Here is a 16,430-nt window from a genome sequence, read left to right on the forward strand (position 1 = left end):
AGCTTATCCATGGCAGACGCATACACTTCCCAGGAACTTGCCGGATTCCTTAGCGTTGTGGTCAGCTCGGTCCTGCGCCGAGCTAAGCGTGAAGACTGGCAAGCCCGCAAGCGTCAGGGGCGAGGCGGAGGGAATGAATGGCTCCTCGCCTCAATGCCGACTGACACGCGCGACGCCATTGCAGCGGCCATGATTGCATCAGACCCGCAGGATACTTTGGCGCACGCCCCGGCCATCCCTGATACTTTTAGCAAGTTCTCCCAGAAACAGCGGGATACGGCGTTAGCGCGTCTCCTCTTCGTTAGAGAAATCGAACGCGTCTCCCAGGCCGTGCAGAAGGAAAAGGCCATCCGGCAACTTGTGGAGGCTTCCACTAAAGGAAAGCTTTCCCCATCGTTGGCCAAAGCTGTTGCCGTAGCCAATGACCGCTATGGCAACGGTGAGCATCGCGGTCTTTCTCGCCGCCGCCTGTATGAGTGGTGCTCCTTGTTCGCCGAGGGCGGCGAGGCTGCCCTGGTTCCCAGGCACCAGGGCAAGGACATGACCGTGCCCGCCTGGGCTCCAGCCTTCCTGGCCATATTCCAGCAGCCGCAAAAGCCCACCATTGCTGACGCCTACCGGCGGTTCGCCGACGAATACAAGGGCAAGCAGCCCTCAATTTTCGCCGTTCGCCGCTGGCTGGACAAGGTGGCCCTTCCGGACAGGGAAGTCGGACGCGCCACCGGCAACGCTCTGCTTAAGCTTCGTCCGCACAAGCGGCGTAAGACCGATGAACTTTGGCCCGGCGACGTGTACACGGCCGACGGAACCACCTTCGACGGGGAAATTCAGCACCCACTTCACGGCCAGCCCTTCAAGCCGGAAATAACCCTGGTGATCGACGTGGCCACGCGCCGGTGCGTGGGGTTGTCCCTGGGGCTGGCCGAAAGCGCCTTCACCGTATTGGACGCCCTGCGCATGGCCTGCCTGTTCGGCGGGATTCCGGCCATCCTCTACACGGACAACGGCTCCGGCTACAAAAACGCGCTTATGCGAAGCGAAAGTACAGGCATGCTGGCCCGCCTGGGCATCGAAATGCGCAACAGCATCCCCGGACGCCCGCAAGGCAAGGGCCTGATGGAGCGCGCCGTGAAAACCATCTGCGGCCCGGTGGCCAAACGTTTGCCGTCCAGCATGCACGCGGACATGGACGTCGATGCGGGCAAGAAGGTCTACAAGATCACTCGGGCGGAGATCAACAAGCTCGGAAAATCAAATCTGTTGCCCACCTGGGAAGCGTTCAAGACCGCAATGCTGGCCCGCGTGGAGGAATACAACGCCACCCCGCATCGTGGCCTGCCCAAGATCGAGAACAGCTCCACAGGGAGGCGTCGGCATCTGTCCCCGGATGAAGCCTGGCGCAATTACGAACTGCGCAACTGGGAGCCGGTGCGGGTGGCCGAGTCCATCAAGGACGAGCTGTTCATGCCGGGCATTCCTCGCAAAGTGCGCAACGGCATGGTGCAGCTGTTCAACGGCAGCTATTACTCTGAAGATTTGGCCGACTTCCACGGCGATTATGTGGAAGTCCGCTACGACATTTGGGATTCCTCACGGGTATACGCCTGGACCACCAGGGGCGAGAAAATCTGTACCGCCGTGCTCGACGGAAACTCCATCCCCTATTTTCCCCAAAACCAGGTTGAGGCCGCACGTGACAGGCGGGCCAAGGCCCAAATCAGCCGCCTTGCGGACAAAGTCGCACGGATCGCTCCGGGCGCGTCCGTCCAGCTGCCGGAAGCGCCCCAGTACGACACCCTTGTGGCGGACACCCTCAGCGCACCGAAGCCCGTGGTGTTGGACTTGCCCGTCATCAAACCCGCAGAAGCCGCCGCACCCGCAAGACGTCCTCTCTTTACGAGCGTGCAAGAACGTTACGCCTGGCTCATGCGCAACCGGGACCGTTGGACCGGCGCGGATGACGACTGGGCGGCCGAATATGTGCGCTCTCCGCACTACGCGGACCTGCACGATTACTACCGTTACGAAGGCATAGCCTGGGACGGTTCCACCGTTCAGGCCCAAGCGAAATAGACAAACGCGGGAGAAGTCATGCGTAAGCAATTCGTCAAAACCGAAAACTACTCGCACTTTACGGCAGGGATACAGGCCGTGGAACAGCGCGGGGCCGCCGAAGCGGGAATGATGCTTGTTCACGGGTTCCCCGGCTTCGGCAAAAGCTGCATCGTAGAGCGTTGGGCCAGCGAAACCGGAGCCGTGTTTTTGCGCGCCAACGTGGACTGGACCCCGAAATACTTCCTGGTGGAGCTGGCCAAGACTCTCAGGGTGGACCCCAGCGGCACAGCGCAGCAACTCTTCGGCCGCCTACTTGAACGAGTGATTGAGGCGCAGTTGCCCATCGTGATCGACGAGGCCGAATTCACCCTCCACAAGAACGCCGCAGCCCTGGAAAAGGTTCGCGACCTCTCGGACCGGGCCGAAGTGACGGTGGTGCTCATCGGCATGGAGAGAATCCAACAGCTGGTGGCCAGGCACAAACAGATCAACAGCCGCATAGCGCATGCGGTGGAGTTCAAGCCCGCCACCCAGTCGGACGTGGCCCACGCCTGCGAGCAGCTGTCTGAGGTCACCTTGAGCGGCGCGCTCAAGGCCGAAGTGCATCGCATATCGGGCGGACGCATGCGGGAAGTGCTGAACGTTATTGCGACAATCGAGCGCATCGCCAAGCTGAACGGCCTGAAAGGCGTGGACGTCGCCGACTTGGAAGACACTCCCCTCTCCTACGATTGGGTCAGCCGCACCACTAAGAGCGTGCGCAAGGCCGGGGGGCGTTAGATGGCCTGGAACGGGCGTACCATCCTAAACGCCCTAGCGGACGGCCCCCGCCTTACGCGGAAGATCGCGGCCGCCCTGGGCAAGCCCTCACGCGACGTTACCGGCTGCCTGGGCGCGTTGCGCGAGCGGGGATTCATCACCACCGTCGAGGGCGTCCACGAGATCACCCAGGCTGGGCGTGCCGCTCTTGCCACGAGGCGCGAGATCATTTCCGGACCCTGCAACGGATCGGCCATGAGCCGCCAAGGCCAGACACTCCGGGCCAAAGCCTGGCGCTTCATCCGCATGCGCGACGGATTCAGCCTGGACGACGTGTTGAGCACCCTGTGCGACGGCGGCGAACCTTACGCCGCAGACAACCTGCGCAACTACCTCTCGGCTCTTGAGGCCGCCGGATACCTTCAGCGTTTGCCCCGTCGAGGCGAGGCCGGACAGCGCCGTTTCCGGCTCAAGCGCGACAAGGACACCGGACCCGAGGCTCCGGCCTGGAACAAGGCCACCCGCATTTTGCGGGACCACAACACCAGTGAGGAGTTCGCGATACCCAAGCAGAGCAAGGAGGCCATCCATGCGTGATTGGCTGGCTCTTCTTTCCAGCGAAGCCGAACGCTCTAGCATAGCGGCCACGGCCCGGAGGCTTGGGTACTCCCGTCCGTCCATCAGCCTGGCCCTGGCTGGCAAGTATCCCGGCGGCACAGAGAAACTGGCCGCCAAGGTGTTGGAGGTGCTTGGCACCACGGATTGCCCGCACCTGGGTCGGCCGGTGAGCGCGGCCGAATGCGCAGACAATTCCGGAACGATGCCAACCTCCAGCCCCGGAGCCTTGAGGCTGTGGCGGGCTTGCCAGGGCTGCCCCAACAAACCCGAGAACGCTCAACCCGAAAGGAGGGCGGTATGACCCTGCTCAGACTGCGCACCATTCAGCTCATGCTGGTGGCGCTCATGATTGCGACCCCGAAACCCTATCGCCGGGAACTGGAAACCTGCTTCAACCGCCTTGATGACGAAGCCAAGACCATGGAGCGCGACCCCGGCAAAACCAAGGAGGTTATCCAGTGAACCAGATTCCAGACGGATACATGGAAGACGCTCAAGGCCGTCTGGTGCCCGTGGGCATGGTGAAGGACGTGGACAAAGCCCGGCATGAACTGGTGCTCGAAGTGGTGGGCAAGGCGCAGGCCCTCCGGGAGTCCATGGCCCAATTCCGCGACGACGCCATGGGCGACATGGCTGCCTTCGTCCAGCTCTCGGCCGAGAAGTATGGAGCCAAGATCGGCGGGGACAAGGGAAATTTGACCCTGGTGTCCTACGATGGCCGGTTCAAGGTGCAGCGTCAGGTGAGCGAGACGCTGGTGTTCGACGAACGGCTCCAGGCCGCCAAGGCGCTCATCGACGAGTGCATCACCGAGTGGACCGAGGGCAGCCGCGACGAACTCAAGGCACTCATCAACGACGCCTTCCAGGTGGACAAGGAAGGCCGGATCAACACCGGCCGCGTCCTTGGCCTTCGGCGGTTGAACATTAGCGATGCCCGCTGGGTTCAGGCCATGCAGGCCGTTTCGGACAGCCTGCGGGTGGCCGGATCGAAGACCTATGTCCGGGTCTACGAGCGCCGCGAGGATGGCAAGTACATGCCCATCGCCTTGGATTTGGCGGCAATGTGAAGCGAAACCGCCCTGAGTTGGGCGGTCGCCAGGCGGTGGCGCGCCTGGCCTGACGAGCAGCCACATGGAGTAAAGTGATGTTTGGCTTTCCCTACCACTGCCAGCCGGTCGATCCTCCTGACAATCACCCGTGCATGTCCTGCCGGACACACGGTCCGAACTGCACGGACTGTTGCCCGGTTTTGGACGCCTGGCGCGAGGCGCAGGAAAAGCAAGTTCAGCGTAAACCCCCCGAGGTTGCATCATGAAGAGGATCGAGAGCCGAAAGAGCCTGTTGGCTAAGGTCCATATCGCCAAGAAGGACTTGGGGTTGGACAACGACACATACAGGTCCGTCCTGGAACGAACCACGGGCCAGCGTTCCGCCGGGGATTGCGCATATCAGGAGCTGGTGCGCGTGGTTGCCGAGTTCCGCCGCCTTGGCTGGAGCCCGGACAAGAAACCCGCTCCTCCAAAGGGTAAGGCCGCGCTCAGGGGAAAGATCACGGCTCTTCTCGCGGAGGCCAATCGGCCGGACGCCTACGCCGAAGCCATGGTGTTGCGCATGTATAAGCGCGACAAGCTGGCATTCTGCACCCCGAAGGAACTGCAAGGCATCATCGCCGCCTTGAGCAAGGACGCCAAGCGCCACGGAAGAACAGCGTAACTATGCCTTCGGCCGTCCGTTCCTCCTTCATCGCCGACCTGGTTCCCCTGGTAGGGCAGGCCGTCGCCTCCGAGCTGGTGCGCCAGCTCGGAGGCACCACTTTCCCGGTGCCAAAGCGCGAAACTGCACAGGGGGAAATCCGCTACCGTATGCTGGTGGCAGTGATCGGCGAGGCGGCGGCGGACTTACTGATTTACCATTACGGCGGCACGGAACTGTATATCCCGCGCGGGGCCAGAAGCATCCAGGAACACCGTGATGCCGCCATAAATGAGGAAGCCACGGCGGCGATCCGGGCCGGGGTGTCCACCACAGTCATCGTCAACGAGTTGGCCAGGAAGTACCAGCTCACGGACAGGCGTGTTTGGGACATCCTCAAAACCCTACCCAAACCGGAAACGCAAAAGCTTAGCCTGTTTTGAAAGACCGAGCCTGACTTGCTTGATTGACCGGAATTGCGCGGCGTAGCATAAGCGTTCCCTATGGCTGACGATATGGAACGCTTTATCACCGAGTGGAGGGCCTCCAGCGGTTCGGAAAGAGCCAACTCCCAACCTTTTCTCGTAGACCTTTGCCGTCTGCTTGAATTGCCGCCTCCTGAAAAAGCCAACCAATTCACGGAAACCACTTACGGATTCGAGCGCAAAGTCATTTTCAAACACGGCGACGGCACGAAGAGTTCCGGCTTCATCGACTTCTACAAACGAGGGGCCTTCGTGTTGGAATCCAAGCAGGCCCAGGAAGATGCCGTGCAGCAGGTATTCCTTCCCGGCGTTGGTTCCAAGGCCGGTATCAAGCGTGGCACAGGTGCTTGGAAAACCGCCATGGTCCGGGCTAAGAACCAGGCGGAATCCTATGCCCGCGCGTTGCCTGCTTCCGAGGGGCGTCCACCCTTTCTTATCGTGGCCGATGTAGGGCACTGCTTCGAGCTGTATTCGGAATTCACCCTTACTGGCGCTACCTATACACCCTTCCCGGACCCCAAGAACCACCGCATCCAGATAGAAGCTTTGCAGGACCCGACCGTCCGGGAACTGCTGAGAACCGTCTGGCTCGATCCTATGAGCCTGGACCCCAGCCGACGCCAGGCGGAAGTGACGCTCAGCGTCGCCGCGAGCCTAGCCCGCCTAGCTAAATCCCTGGAAATCGAACATGCGCCTGAAGTGGTGTCTGCATTCCTGATGCGCTGCCTGTTCACCATGTTCGCCGAGGATGTTGGACTCTTGCCCAAAGGCTGTTTCTCCAGCCTGCTCGGCGTGCTTCTGGAGAAACCGTCGGGGTTTGTCCCCACATGTGAAGAGCTGTGGACAAAGATGAATTCGGGCGGCTTTTGCGTAGCCCTTCAGGAAGAAGTGATCCATTTCAATGGCGGGCTTTTCAAGGAAGCCAAAGCTCTTCCGCTCAACCGAAACCAGCTCGTGATGCTGCTTGAGGCGGCAAAAGCCAACTGGCGCGACGTTGAGCCCGCCATATTCGGCACGCTCTTGGAGCAGGCCCTCGACCCCAAAGTCCGTCACAAGCTGGGGGCGCACTACACCCCTCGTGCCTATGTCGAGCGTTTGGTGCTACCAACCGTCATCGAGCCGTTGCGGGAGGAATGGAACGGCGTTCAGGCCGCTGCCACGCTGTTGTTTCACCAGGGCAAGCAGCTTGAAGCCTGGGAGGCGGTGAAGGATTTCCATAAGCGCCTCACACAGATCAGAGTACTTGATCCGGCCTGCGGCACTGGGAATTTTCTGTATGTGAGTCTGGAGCACCTGAAACGACTGGAAGCCGAGGTATTGGATTATGAGAGCGATCTGGGGCGGGAGGGGTTATCGCAGGCATTCCTTGCGGAGATGAAGAATCTCACCGTGGACCCCCGTCAATTGCTCGGACTGGAGCTTAATCCCAGGGCTACGGCTATCGCGGAGCTGGTACTTTGGATCGGATACCTGCAATGGCACTTCCGGACCAAGGGCGATGTGCAGCCCCCCGTTCCGGTTATTCAGAACTTCGGAAATATCCAATGGCATGACGCGCTCATAAACCATGGCGGTCTTGAGCCAGTCATCGGCAAGGATGGCTCCCCACTCATGCGCTGGGATGGAATGAGCACCAAGGTGAACCCGGCCACAGGTAAACCCTTGCCTGACGAGACCAAACAAGCGCCTGTCATGCGCTTCAAAGACCCCAAGCCCTTCCAATGGCCGGAAGCGGATTACATCGTGGGGAATCCGCCATTCCTTGGGGGAAAGGATAAGCGCGACGGATTCGGAGAAGCTTACTTTGAAGCCATCCATAAAGCCTACCCGAAGGTGCCGAAATCAGCGGATTTTGTCATGTTTTGGTGGTATAAAGCCGCTTTGGCTGCGCACGATGGCAAGCTCCGGCGTTTCGGTTTCATCACTACCAACTCCATGACCCAGACTTTCAACCGTCGGGTTGTGGAACCTTTTCTTGCCGATGCCAAGCACCCCGTAAGCATTGTCTACGCCGTGCCGGATCATCCTTGGAAAGACGACAGCGGCGCGGCTGACGTGCGAATCAGCATGACCGTGGGGGAGGCGGGGCATTCAGATGGCCGCCTTTGCCGGGTTACTGCCGAGAAGCCGGGCGAACATGGTGAGGTAAGTGTGGAACTGCTGGAATACTTTGGGAGAATCAACCCTGACCTTTCCATCGGAGCTGACCTAACCATTGCCGAGGGGCTAAAAGCCAACGAGAATTTGAGTTGTCCAGGTGTCAAACTTCACGGCGCGGGGTTCATCGTTACCCCAGAGCAGGCCGCAATTCTTGGCCTGGGCAAGAGGCCCGGACTTGAGAAACACATCCGGCCTTATGTCAACGGCCGGGACCTGACGGCAAACTCTCGCGGGGTCATGGTCATCGACTGCTTCGGTCTGAGCGAGAATGAAGTACGCGACCGGTACCCCGAGGTCTACGAATGGTTGCACGACAGGGTGAAACCCGATCGGGATGCAAATGCATCAAAAACCAAGGACGCTGCGGGCTATGCCAAAAAGTGGTGGCTATTCGGGAAGCCAAGGGAAACCTTCCGCCCGGCCTTGGCAGGCCTATCCCGTTACATTGCAACCGTGGAAACAGCCAAACACAGGGTTTTCCAGTTCCTTGACGCAGCGATACTGCCGGACAACATGCTCGTGAACGTCGCCAGTGAGGACGCCTATAACCTGGGTGTGCTTTCGAGTAGATTCCATGGATTGTGGGCAGTTGAGGCAGGTGGACGCTTGGGGGTTGGGCACACCCCCCGCTATAACAAAACCCGTTGTTTCGAGACCTTCCCCTTTCCGCCTACTCCGGCTCCGGGTTTTAAAGCTCGCATTCGAGACCTTGCAGAGCGCATTGACGCCCACCGCAAGGAACGGCTGGCTATGTTCCCGGAGCTGACCCTGACAAAGCTTTACAACGTCCTCGAATCGTTGCGTGAAGAACGTGACCTCACAGAAGAAGAACGCGACATCAAAGAAAAGGGGCTCGTGGGGTTGCTTCTTGAGTTCCATGAAGACCTCGACGACGCCGTGGCCGAGGCCTACGGCTGGCCTGCTGGTCTTGAAGAACAAGAAGTCCTTTCGCGTCTCTTGGCCCTCAATCAGGAACGCCTCGTCGAGGAAGCCCAAGGCCTCATCCGCTGGCTGCGCCCCGAATATCAGGCCCCGCAAGCCCCCAGAACCGTGCAGTTGCCTTCCGGCTTGGTCGCCATGCCAGCCAAGGTCAAGAAAGCCATCATCCCCTGGCCAAATACTTTGCCGGAGCAGGCCACCGCCGTGGCCGCAGTCCTGGCCGCTCAATCCAAGCCCGTGAACGCGGAGCAGATCGCAAAGGCTTTCAAGCGAGCCAAGCGCGAACGCGTGGCCGAACTACTGGAAACCCTAGCCAGTCTGGGGCAAGTTCGTCGCTTAGAGGAAGGCCGGTACTCTGTCGCCTGATACGTCAGCTCAGCAATAAGCCGCCTACTGAACCCTTTCAACTATCACTGCCCCCGTCGGCCGCCTACTTAGGCGGCGACGGGGGCGGGTTCGTTTCCGCCTCAAATGAAAACAATGGAGTGCGGAAATGGAACTCAAACTCATCGCCTTGCTTACGATCCTGGCCGGATTGGCGGCCTTGATACTCCTGGCCAAACGCTACCAGGCCGACATCAAAACCTTCTTCGACCAGCGCGCCAGCGCCAACCCCTTCCGCATGATTCTGTGCGGAGTAGCCGCTGTGGCCGCCCTTGCGGTTGTGGCCCTGTTATCCCCGGCGCAGTTGCCCGTGGCCCTCTACAAGGTGTCCCTGGTGCTGCTGGCGGGTTACCTCGGCTACTGGCTGGACGTGATGCTTTTTCCCTATTCGCGCCCGACCGGCTACCTCGCCCGCAACTGGCAGAACTACCAGGGCTTTAAGGAGTCCGAGGCCGACCACGCCATCGTAGCAGGTTACGAGGCTGTATTCGCTGCCGCCCTGATTCGCCGGGCTCTGGTCATCGGCTTTTGCATGTTGGCTGTGGGGCTTGGGCTGTAGCCATGAGACCGCGTCTTACCCCGTTGCTAGTGGAACTCTTCGCCTGCGTGCTTATCGTCCTTGTGTCGATAGCCTCGGCTGGTCAGTTGTTCGGTGAGCGCGGCGCGGCCCAACTCACCACGTCGTCATCGCCCACCACGAAGATTATCCCCGCACAGGCCGCCCGCTACCGGGCGGACCTGACCAGGTGCGCCCGTGTCCACTGGGGCCTTGATGCCCCGGTGGCCACCTTCGCGGCTCAAATCCATCAAGAAAGCCGCTGGCGCGCTGACGCTAAAAGCCCAGTAGGCGCTCAAGGCCTCACCCAGTTCATGCCCGCGACCGCCAGGTGGATGGGCAACATAGACCCGGAACTTGCCGATGCCCAACCCTACAACCCCGGCTGGGCGCTTCGAGCGCTGGCCGCCTATGACCATTGGCTTTGGGAGCGCGTGGAGGCCAGTACGCCCTGCGACCGTATGGCCATGACTTTATCGGCCTACAACGGCGGGCTTGGTTGGGTGGGCAAGGACAAGGCCCTGGCCCGCAAGCGCGGAGCGGACCCGTTAGAATGGTTCGATTCCGTGGAGCGTTTTAACGCCGGACGAAACCCGGCCGCGTACAAAGAGAACCGGGGATACCCCCGCCGCATCCTGCTAGAGCTGGAGCCGGTCTACGCCACCGCCGGTTGGGGCCGGGGGGTGTGCCGTGTTCGCTAGCCCCTCGGTGCCCATCCTGCTGGCTCTGGCCATCTTCGGCGGCGGGTACTGGGCCGGATATTCCCGTGCCGACATGGCCCGCGAAGCCGAGGTGGCCAGCCTCAAGGAGGAATACGCCGAGGCATACGCCAAGGCGGAGGCTGAGGCCCGCGAGCGTTTGGAGGTCGAAACGAAGAGGGCAAATGGCCTGGCCGTGAAGCTCCAGGGCGCGAAGAAGCAAATTGCCGCCCAGACCCAATCCATCACCCGGAGGATACGCAATGCCGCGCAAGCTGGTGCTGCTGGTTGCAGCTTTGGCCCTGATTTCGTGCGCCTGTACAACGAAGCACTCGGTTACGGCGGCGGTGCTTTGCCCCAAAACGCCGGTGCCGCCGGAGCTGACCACGGCTCCAGACCCGCCCCCGCCCCTGGCCCCGGATTACTTCCGGGACGCCCCGTGACGCCCGAAGACCTTCTGGCCCACGTGCGCGATTACGGGGCCTGGTCCAGGGGCCTGGAAGCGCAGCTGCGCGCCCTGGGTGAATTCGTCAGGGAGGGCCGGTGATGGAAACCGCCTCGCTGGTGGCGCTCATTATGACCGGCCTGTTGACTGTGGCGGGTGGGCTTGGCGGTCTGTGGGCCAAGAATCTGTACGACCAACACAAGCTGTTGGCGGCCAGGTGCGAGCGCCTGGAGCAGGACCTGGCCAGCCACCGCGAAAAGACCGCCGAGGTTTGCGTGCGGCGGGATGACTATCAACTGATGCGCCAAGAGATGCTGGACCAACTGCACGCCATCCGGGAGAAGTTGGACAGGATCGTTGAACGCATGGGAGCACGACCATGACCAAGGCGAAATCGGAAGCACAAACCGAGCTGGAGCTGCTCCGGAGCATTGACGGGAAGGTCGATTCCCTCGGTGACCGCCTGGACAGCGTGAACCGGCGCGCCGTTGTGGCGGGCGGTTTATCCGGCTCGCTCGCGGGCGGCATCGTGGCCACGGCCATCTGCTACCTCAAAGCGAAGTGGGGGCTGTAGATGGCCCACGGCCGCGAGATGCGCGACGCGGTGCGCGCCGCATTCATCTTCGAGCGCCTGCCCATTGAGGCCGCCGCCGTGAAGGCCGGGGTGCCCGCGAGCACGGCCGCGCGCTGGAAGCGCCAGGCCAAGGAGACAGGGGACGACTGGGACAAGATGCGCGCCGCCTGCCTGCTTTCCGGCGAAGGCGTGGAGAGCGTGGCCCGGCAGATGCTGGCCGACTACGTGGTGCAGCATAAAGCCTTAATGGAAATCATCACCACCAGCGCGGACATGAAAGCCGAAGTCAAAGTGCAGATGCTGGCTAGCCTGGCGGACAGCTTCAACAAAACGGTGGCAGCCAGCAAACGCGTGCTGCCGGAAACCAGCGAGCTGGCCACGGCACTCAACGTCCTGGACCGGCTTTCCAATTTCATCCGTGAGCGATTTCCCCAGCACGGCCCGGCCTTCGTGGAGGTGTTGGAGCCATTCGGCGCGGAGATCGCACGAGTGTTCGGGTAGGGAGCCACGTGCGTGAAACTCAAGCGTAAAGACTTCCTCCTCGAACTGACCCGCATGGCCGAGGGCCTGCGCCGGACCATCGAAGCCGAGTGTGAAGGGTTCTCCCCCGATCCGGAAGCCTCCAGAAAGCGCCGCAAGATCGCCATGCGCGATTTCGCCTTTTTCCGTCGCACCTACTTCCCACATTACGTCCGCTTCGGGGATTCCGTGCTCCACACCTGGCTGGACGAAACCTTGCCCGCCCTGGTGAACCACCCCGAAGGCCAGCGCCTGGCCGTGGCCGCTCCGCGCGGCGAGGCCAAGTCCACCCTGGTGTCTCTCATCTTCGTGCTCTGGTGCGTGGTCACCGGGCGCAAACGCTATATCCCCTTGATCGCGGACGCCTTCGAGCAGGCCGCCGCCACCCTGCTGGAGCCTATCAAAGCAGAACTAGAAGCCAACCCGCGCCTGGCCATGGACTTCCCCGAGGCATGTGGGCCTGGCCGCCTGTGGAACGTGGGCGTGGCCATCACGGCGGGTAACGTGAAGCTCCAGGCGTTCGGCTCCGGCAAGCGCATGCGCGGGCTTCGCCACGGGCCGCACCGGCCCGACCTGGTCATTTGCGACGATCTTGAGAACGACGAGAACGTGCGCAGCCCTGAACAGCGCGACAAGCTGGAAAGCTGGCTCAAGCGCACGGTGCTGAACCTCTCCGGCGCGGGCGACACCATGGACGTGATCCTGGTGGGCACCGTGCTGCACTACGACTCCGTGCTTGCCCGGCTCTTGGGCAACAAGCTCTGGCGCTCGCACAAGTTCAAGGCGGTGATCGAATGGCCGCACCGTCTGGACCTGTGGGACCGTTGGGAAGAGATCCTTTTGGCCGAAGGCGAGGAAGCCGCCCGAGCCTTCTATGTGGAGCGCTCCACGGCCATGGAGGAAGGGTCCGTGGTGTCCTGGCCGAGCGCCCGGCCGCTCTACAAGCTGATGCTCAAGCGCGCCCGCGATGGCCACGCCGCCTTTGACTCCGAGCAGCAGAACGACCCTCTCGCCGGGGAAGGCGCGCCGTTTTCGGCCTGCATCACCTTCTGGGTGGAGCACCGCGACGATTGGCTCTTCTTTGGGGCCGTGGACCCTTCCCTGGGCAAGTCCGGCTCCGGGCGTGACCCCTCCGCGATCCTGGTGGGCGGCTACTCCCGTGAGCGCGCCGTGCTGGACGTGGTGGAGGCTTCCATCCGCAAGCGCGTGCCGGACCGCATCATCGAAGACGTGCTGGCTTTCCACGCGCAATACCGTTGCCTGCTTTGGGCGGTGGAGACCGTGCAGTTCCAGGAATTTCTGCGCACGGAGCTGATCCGCCGGGCAGTCGAACGCAAGCTGGTCATCCCGGCCCGTGGCGTCACCCCGATAGCGGACAAGGCCCTGCGCATCGAAGCCATGCAACCCTATTTCGCGCAGGGTCGCATCCGCGTGCATCCCTCCCAGCGCACGCTGGTCGAGCAACTCAAACACTTCCCCAAGGCGGACCACGACGACGGGCCGGACGCGCTGGAAATGCTCTGGCAGGCCGCCACCATGGGCTTTACCGTTATGGAGTTTACCCCTGTGCCCAAAACAGGCGGGCGCGGGATGATCCGGAGGGGTCACGATGATTTCGACGATGATTGATCGGCTCACCGCCGCGTTCAAGGCCTTGAAGGGCAAGGAAGAGATGCAGACGCAAACTGCATCGGTCGCCGCATTGAGCAGGCAGTATCTCTCCAGCCTGACCGGCGGGCTCACGCTTAAGCGTTTGGAAGCTATTCTGCGCGCGGCCGACAACGGGGACATCATAGGGCAGCATGAGCTTTTCGATGAAATCGAAGGACGCGACGAACACATCCACGCCGAGCTGTCCAAACGCCGCCGTGCGCTCTTGGCAGTGCCCTGGAACATTCGTCCCGGTCGGGCCAACGACAAACGCGCTGAGGACGTGGCCGCAACCGTACGCGAGCAAGTGTCCTGCATTCCGGACTTCGAGGACGCCATTCTGGACCTGGCCAGCGGCATCGGCCACGGCTATTCCTGCTCGGAGTTTGAATGGGGCATGGACGGGAAAACCCACTTGCCACTAGCCTTGCACCACCGGCCCCAGTCCATGTTCCAGTTGGCCCCGGACTTCCTCACGCTTCGCCTGCGCGACAACACCCCCGAAGGGCAAGAGTTGTGGTCCTGTGGCTGGATCATCCACCGCCACGCCTCCATGTCCGGCTGGTTCCCCCGCCGGGGCTTGTTCCGGGTGCTGGTGTGGACCTATCTGCTCAAACAGTACGCCCGAAGCGATTTCGCCGAGTTCCTGGAAATTCATGGCCTGCCGCTTCGCGTTGGCAAATATCCTTCCATGGCCAGCGACGTGGAGAAGAAGGCATTGCTCCAGGCTCTAACGGCCATCGGACACGACGCGGCCGGGGCTATCCCGGACGGCATGTTGATAGAATTCCATGAGGCCGCGCGTGGCTCCGAAGCTCCCTTCACTGCCATGCACGACATCTGCGAGAAGGGCCAAAGCAAGGCCATACTCGGCTCCACGCTCACCACGGACACGCAGGGCGTGGGTAGCCAAGCCCTGGGGGAAATCCACAACGAAGTGCGCCTGGACATCCTGGCCAGCGACGCCCGCCAGATTGCCGGGACCCTCACTCGTCAGCTGTGCGCCCCGCTGGCCTACTTGAACGAAGGAGTCACGGACGCAGCCCTGATGCCGGTCTTCGAGTTCGACTGCAACCGGCCGGAGGATTTGAAAAAACTGGCCGACTCCATTCCCAAGCTGGTGGACGTGATGGACATCCCGGCATCCTGGGCGCACCGGCGCGCGGGTATTCCCATGCCTGAGGACGGCGAGCCGGTGCTCAAGCGCAAGAGCCAAGCCAAGATGCAGGAAACCAAAGGCGCACCTGGAGCGAATGCGCAAGGTGGCCGGGAGGGAACGACGGCCGTCGTGGGCTTATCCTCCGAGGGCGCGGGCCTCTTCCCCGATCAAGACGCGGTGGACTCGTCCACGGTGCCAAACGCCACACTCACGGCCTTGGCCAGAGACCTGCTGGAGCCGATCATCACCGAGGCTAAGGACGCGGGGCCGGAGGTGCTGCTTGGCAAGCTGGCCGAGCTGTACCCCAAGATGGACACTTCGGGGCTGGAAGAGCTTTGCGCGCGGGTGCTGTTCGTGGGCGAGCTGTGGGGGCGCTTGAGTGTGCAGACGGAGAGCGGTGACGGCTGATGCCTCAGCCCGTGAACCTTTCCTTCGCCATGGGCCTGCCGCCCAAGGATGCCGTTAGCTATTTCGAGTCCAAGGGCTACCAGATCACCTTCGACTGGAAAGAGATGGACCAAGCCGCCCATGCCCAGGCCTTCACCGTGGCCAAGTGCGCTCAACTGGATATCCTCAAAGACATACGGGAAGCCTGCGCCGACTCTCTGAAAGAGGGAAAGACTGAAGCCTGGTTCCAGAAGCACCTGGAGCCCAAACTGCGCGAGAAGGGCTGGTGGGGCAAACAGCCCATGGTGGACCCGCGCACCGGCGAGGAGCGCCGCGTCCAGCTCGGCAGCCCGGCCCGTCTTGGCCTGATATACCGCCAGAACATGCAGAGCGCCTTCATGGCCGGACGCTACAAGCAAATGCTGGAGAACGCGGACGCCCGGCCCTGGTGGCAGTACGTGGCCATCCTGGACGGCAAGACCCGTCCCGCCCACAAGATTTTGAACGGCCGCACCTTCCGGTACGATGATCCTTTCTGGTCCAGCCACTACCCTCCAAACGGCTTCAATTGCCGGTGCCGCGTCCGGGCGCTCTCGGACAGCCGCCTGGACGCGGAACAGGTGCAGCCGGAGTCCGGCGTGGGCAACATGGTCACGGAAGAGGTGACCACGGTGGACAGCTCTACCAGGCAGGAAGTCCGCCGCACCGTCACCGGCTACAAGGTGCCGGAAACTGGCTACACCGTGTTCACGGACGTTGGCTTTTCCTCCAATACCGGCGCGAGCTGGATCGGGCAGCAGCTTGAGGACGTGGTGCGCAAGATAGAAGCCGCCCCGCCGGAGATCGCCCGCCAGGCTGTGCGGGACATGACGCATGGGCCGCTGCTCCCGGCCTGGTTGGAGAAGCCTGTGGGTAATTTCCCGCTGGTGGTGGTGCCCGAGGAAGACGCAGCGCTCATCGGAGCCAAGTGCCAGGTGGGGCGCTTGTCGCAGCAGACCATGGGGAAACAGGCCAAGAGCCACCCAGAGCTTGGCCCGGCGGACTACCGCCTAGCGCAGGAAGCCGTAGACCATGGGGAGCGGATGCTAGAGAGCACCCGGAAGCTGGATTACGTGCTGGACCAGCCGAACGGCGTGTTGGTGGTGGTGAAGGCCGCCTCCGATGGCGGCGAGCTGTACGTGCAAAGCTTAGTTCGGTTGAGCGGAGACGACGCCAAGCGGGAGCGGGAACTCAGGAGGCTGAAAAAACGGAGCGCCCGGCAGTAAGTCGGGCGCTGGCGTTTGGTGGATGGCGAGGCCTCCCACCCGCTTTCGCGGAAACCTCGCATGGTGCTCCAGGCTGAGTGCCCAG

The 16,430-nt window shown here is 62.0% G+C and carries 18 protein-coding genes and 1 other RNA gene; all 19 read left to right on the plus strand.

Annotated features, from left to right (window positions below; translation table 11 throughout):
- Positions 1–9 precede the first annotated feature (9 nt).
- Entirely contained in the window at positions 10–2,073 is a 2,064-nt protein-coding gene (locus HY795_04290; protein MBI4804437.1) for a DDE-type integrase/transposase/recombinase, read from the plus strand.
- 18 nt (positions 2,074–2,091) lie between these two features.
- Positions 2,092–2,835 carry an ATP-binding protein gene (locus HY795_04295; protein MBI4804438.1) on the plus strand — a complete coding sequence of 248 codons (744 nt, stop codon included), beginning with the start codon at positions 2,092–2,094 and terminating at the stop codon, positions 2,833–2,835.
- Complete coding sequence (locus HY795_04300) at positions 2,836–3,411, plus strand: winged helix-turn-helix domain-containing protein (GenBank protein ID MBI4804439.1); 576 nt, start codon at positions 2,836–2,838, stop codon at positions 3,409–3,411.
- Positions 3,404–3,733 (plus strand): LacI family transcriptional regulator, encoded by a 330-nt coding sequence (locus HY795_04305; GenBank protein MBI4804440.1) that lies wholly within the window; start codon positions 3,404–3,406, stop codon positions 3,731–3,733. The genes HY795_04300 and HY795_04305 overlap by 8 nt, the downstream gene beginning before the upstream one ends.
- Complete coding sequence (locus HY795_04310; protein ID MBI4804441.1) at positions 3,730–3,894, plus strand: hypothetical protein; 165 nt, start codon at positions 3,730–3,732, stop codon at positions 3,892–3,894. Before HY795_04305 ends, HY795_04310 begins: the two co-directional genes overlap by 4 nt.
- A gap of 20 nt (positions 3,895–3,914) precedes the next feature.
- Complete coding sequence (locus HY795_04315) at positions 3,915–4,499, plus strand: DUF3164 family protein (GenBank protein MBI4804442.1); 585 nt, start codon at positions 3,915–3,917, stop codon at positions 4,497–4,499.
- An RNA gene (locus HY795_04320) (hammerhead ribozyme type II) lies at positions 4,499–4,565 on the plus strand. The genes HY795_04315 and HY795_04320 overlap by 1 nt, the downstream gene beginning before the upstream one ends.
- A gap of 178 nt (positions 4,566–4,743) precedes the next feature.
- Entirely contained in the window at positions 4,744–5,145 is a 402-nt protein-coding gene (locus HY795_04325) for a regulatory protein GemA (GenBank protein MBI4804443.1), read from the plus strand.
- Between the two features lie 2 nt (positions 5,146–5,147).
- Positions 5,148–5,567 (plus strand): DNA transposition protein, encoded by a 420-nt coding sequence (locus tag HY795_04330; protein ID MBI4804444.1) that lies wholly within the window; start codon positions 5,148–5,150, stop codon positions 5,565–5,567.
- Between the two features lie 60 nt (positions 5,568–5,627).
- Entirely contained in the window at positions 5,628–9,074 is a 3,447-nt protein-coding gene (locus HY795_04335) for a class I SAM-dependent DNA methyltransferase (protein ID MBI4804445.1), read from the plus strand.
- 256 nt (positions 9,075–9,330) lie between these two features.
- Entirely contained in the window at positions 9,331–9,651 is a 321-nt protein-coding gene (locus HY795_04340) for a putative holin (protein ID MBI4804446.1), read from the plus strand.
- Positions 9,652–9,653: 2 nt separating this feature from the next.
- Positions 9,654–10,349: a transglycosylase SLT domain-containing protein gene (locus tag HY795_04345; protein MBI4804447.1), complete on the plus strand. Its 696-nt coding sequence runs from the start codon at positions 9,654–9,656 to the stop codon at positions 10,347–10,349.
- The gene (locus HY795_04350) at positions 10,339–10,893 is read left to right on the plus strand and encodes a hypothetical protein (GenBank protein ID MBI4804448.1); all 555 of its coding nucleotides are present in this window, start codon (positions 10,339–10,341) and stop codon (positions 10,891–10,893) included. The genes HY795_04345 and HY795_04350 overlap by 11 nt, the downstream gene beginning before the upstream one ends.
- Entirely contained in the window at positions 10,893–11,174 is a 282-nt protein-coding gene (locus HY795_04355; GenBank protein MBI4804449.1) for a hypothetical protein, read from the plus strand. Before HY795_04350 ends, HY795_04355 begins: the two co-directional genes overlap by 1 nt.
- A complete protein-coding gene (locus HY795_04360; protein ID MBI4804450.1) occupies positions 11,171–11,365 on the plus strand; it encodes a hypothetical protein in 195 nt (64 codons plus the stop codon). Before HY795_04355 ends, HY795_04360 begins: the two co-directional genes overlap by 4 nt.
- Complete coding sequence (locus HY795_04365; protein ID MBI4804451.1) at positions 11,366–11,866, plus strand: DUF1804 family protein; 501 nt, start codon at positions 11,366–11,368, stop codon at positions 11,864–11,866.
- 54 nt (positions 11,867–11,920) lie between these two features.
- Positions 11,921–13,513 (plus strand): phage terminase large subunit, encoded by a 1,593-nt coding sequence (gene terL / locus HY795_04370; protein MBI4804452.1) that lies wholly within the window; start codon positions 11,921–11,923, stop codon positions 13,511–13,513.
- Positions 13,494–15,101 (plus strand): DUF935 domain-containing protein, encoded by a 1,608-nt coding sequence (locus HY795_04375; GenBank protein ID MBI4804453.1) that lies wholly within the window; start codon positions 13,494–13,496, stop codon positions 15,099–15,101. Before terL ends, HY795_04375 begins: the two co-directional genes overlap by 20 nt.
- The gene (locus HY795_04380; protein MBI4804454.1) at positions 15,101–16,345 is read left to right on the plus strand and encodes a minor capsid protein; all 1,245 of its coding nucleotides are present in this window, start codon (positions 15,101–15,103) and stop codon (positions 16,343–16,345) included. The genes HY795_04375 and HY795_04380 overlap by 1 nt, the downstream gene beginning before the upstream one ends.
- The last annotated feature ends 85 nt before the right edge of the window (positions 16,346–16,430 follow it).

It is taken from the genome of Desulfovibrio sp., assembly GCA_016208105.1.
Taxonomy (GTDB): Bacteria; Desulfobacterota; Desulfovibrionia; order Desulfovibrionales; family Desulfovibrionaceae; genus Fundidesulfovibrio.

What these genes read in the sequence shown, in the direction of transcription:
- HY795_04290 (MBI4804437.1), top strand. Translation starts at nt 10, where the DNA reads ATGGCAGACGCATACACTTCCCAGGAACTTGCCGGATTCCTTAGCGTT.
- HY795_04295 (MBI4804438.1), top strand. Translation starts at nt 2,092, where the DNA reads ATGCGTAAGCAATTCGTCAAAACCGAAAACTACTCGCACTTTACGGCA.
- HY795_04300 (MBI4804439.1), top strand. Translation starts at nt 2,836, where the DNA reads ATGGCCTGGAACGGGCGTACCATCCTAAACGCCCTAGCGGACGGCCCC.
- HY795_04305 (MBI4804440.1), top strand. Translation starts at nt 3,404, where the DNA reads ATGCGTGATTGGCTGGCTCTTCTTTCCAGCGAAGCCGAACGCTCTAGC.
- HY795_04310 (MBI4804441.1), top strand. Translation starts at nt 3,730, where the DNA reads ATGACCCTGCTCAGACTGCGCACCATTCAGCTCATGCTGGTGGCGCTC.
- HY795_04315 (MBI4804442.1), top strand. Translation starts at nt 3,915, where the DNA reads ATGGAAGACGCTCAAGGCCGTCTGGTGCCCGTGGGCATGGTGAAGGAC.
- HY795_04325 (MBI4804443.1), top strand. Translation starts at nt 4,744, where the DNA reads ATGAAGAGGATCGAGAGCCGAAAGAGCCTGTTGGCTAAGGTCCATATC.
- HY795_04330 (MBI4804444.1), top strand. Translation starts at nt 5,148, where the DNA reads ATGCCTTCGGCCGTCCGTTCCTCCTTCATCGCCGACCTGGTTCCCCTG.
- HY795_04335 (MBI4804445.1), top strand. Translation starts at nt 5,628, where the DNA reads ATGGCTGACGATATGGAACGCTTTATCACCGAGTGGAGGGCCTCCAGC.
- HY795_04340 (MBI4804446.1), top strand. Translation starts at nt 9,331, where the DNA reads ATGATTCTGTGCGGAGTAGCCGCTGTGGCCGCCCTTGCGGTTGTGGCC.
- HY795_04345 (MBI4804447.1), top strand. Translation starts at nt 9,654, where the DNA reads ATGAGACCGCGTCTTACCCCGTTGCTAGTGGAACTCTTCGCCTGCGTG.
- HY795_04355 (MBI4804449.1), top strand. Translation starts at nt 10,893, where the DNA reads ATGGAAACCGCCTCGCTGGTGGCGCTCATTATGACCGGCCTGTTGACT.
- HY795_04360 (MBI4804450.1), top strand. Translation starts at nt 11,171, where the DNA reads ATGACCAAGGCGAAATCGGAAGCACAAACCGAGCTGGAGCTGCTCCGG.
- HY795_04365 (MBI4804451.1), top strand. Translation starts at nt 11,366, where the DNA reads ATGGCCCACGGCCGCGAGATGCGCGACGCGGTGCGCGCCGCATTCATC.
- terL (MBI4804452.1), top strand. Translation starts at nt 11,921, where the DNA reads ATGGCCGAGGGCCTGCGCCGGACCATCGAAGCCGAGTGTGAAGGGTTC.
- HY795_04375 (MBI4804453.1), top strand. Translation starts at nt 13,494, where the DNA reads ATGATTTCGACGATGATTGATCGGCTCACCGCCGCGTTCAAGGCCTTG.
- HY795_04380 (MBI4804454.1), top strand. Translation starts at nt 15,101, where the DNA reads ATGCCTCAGCCCGTGAACCTTTCCTTCGCCATGGGCCTGCCGCCCAAG.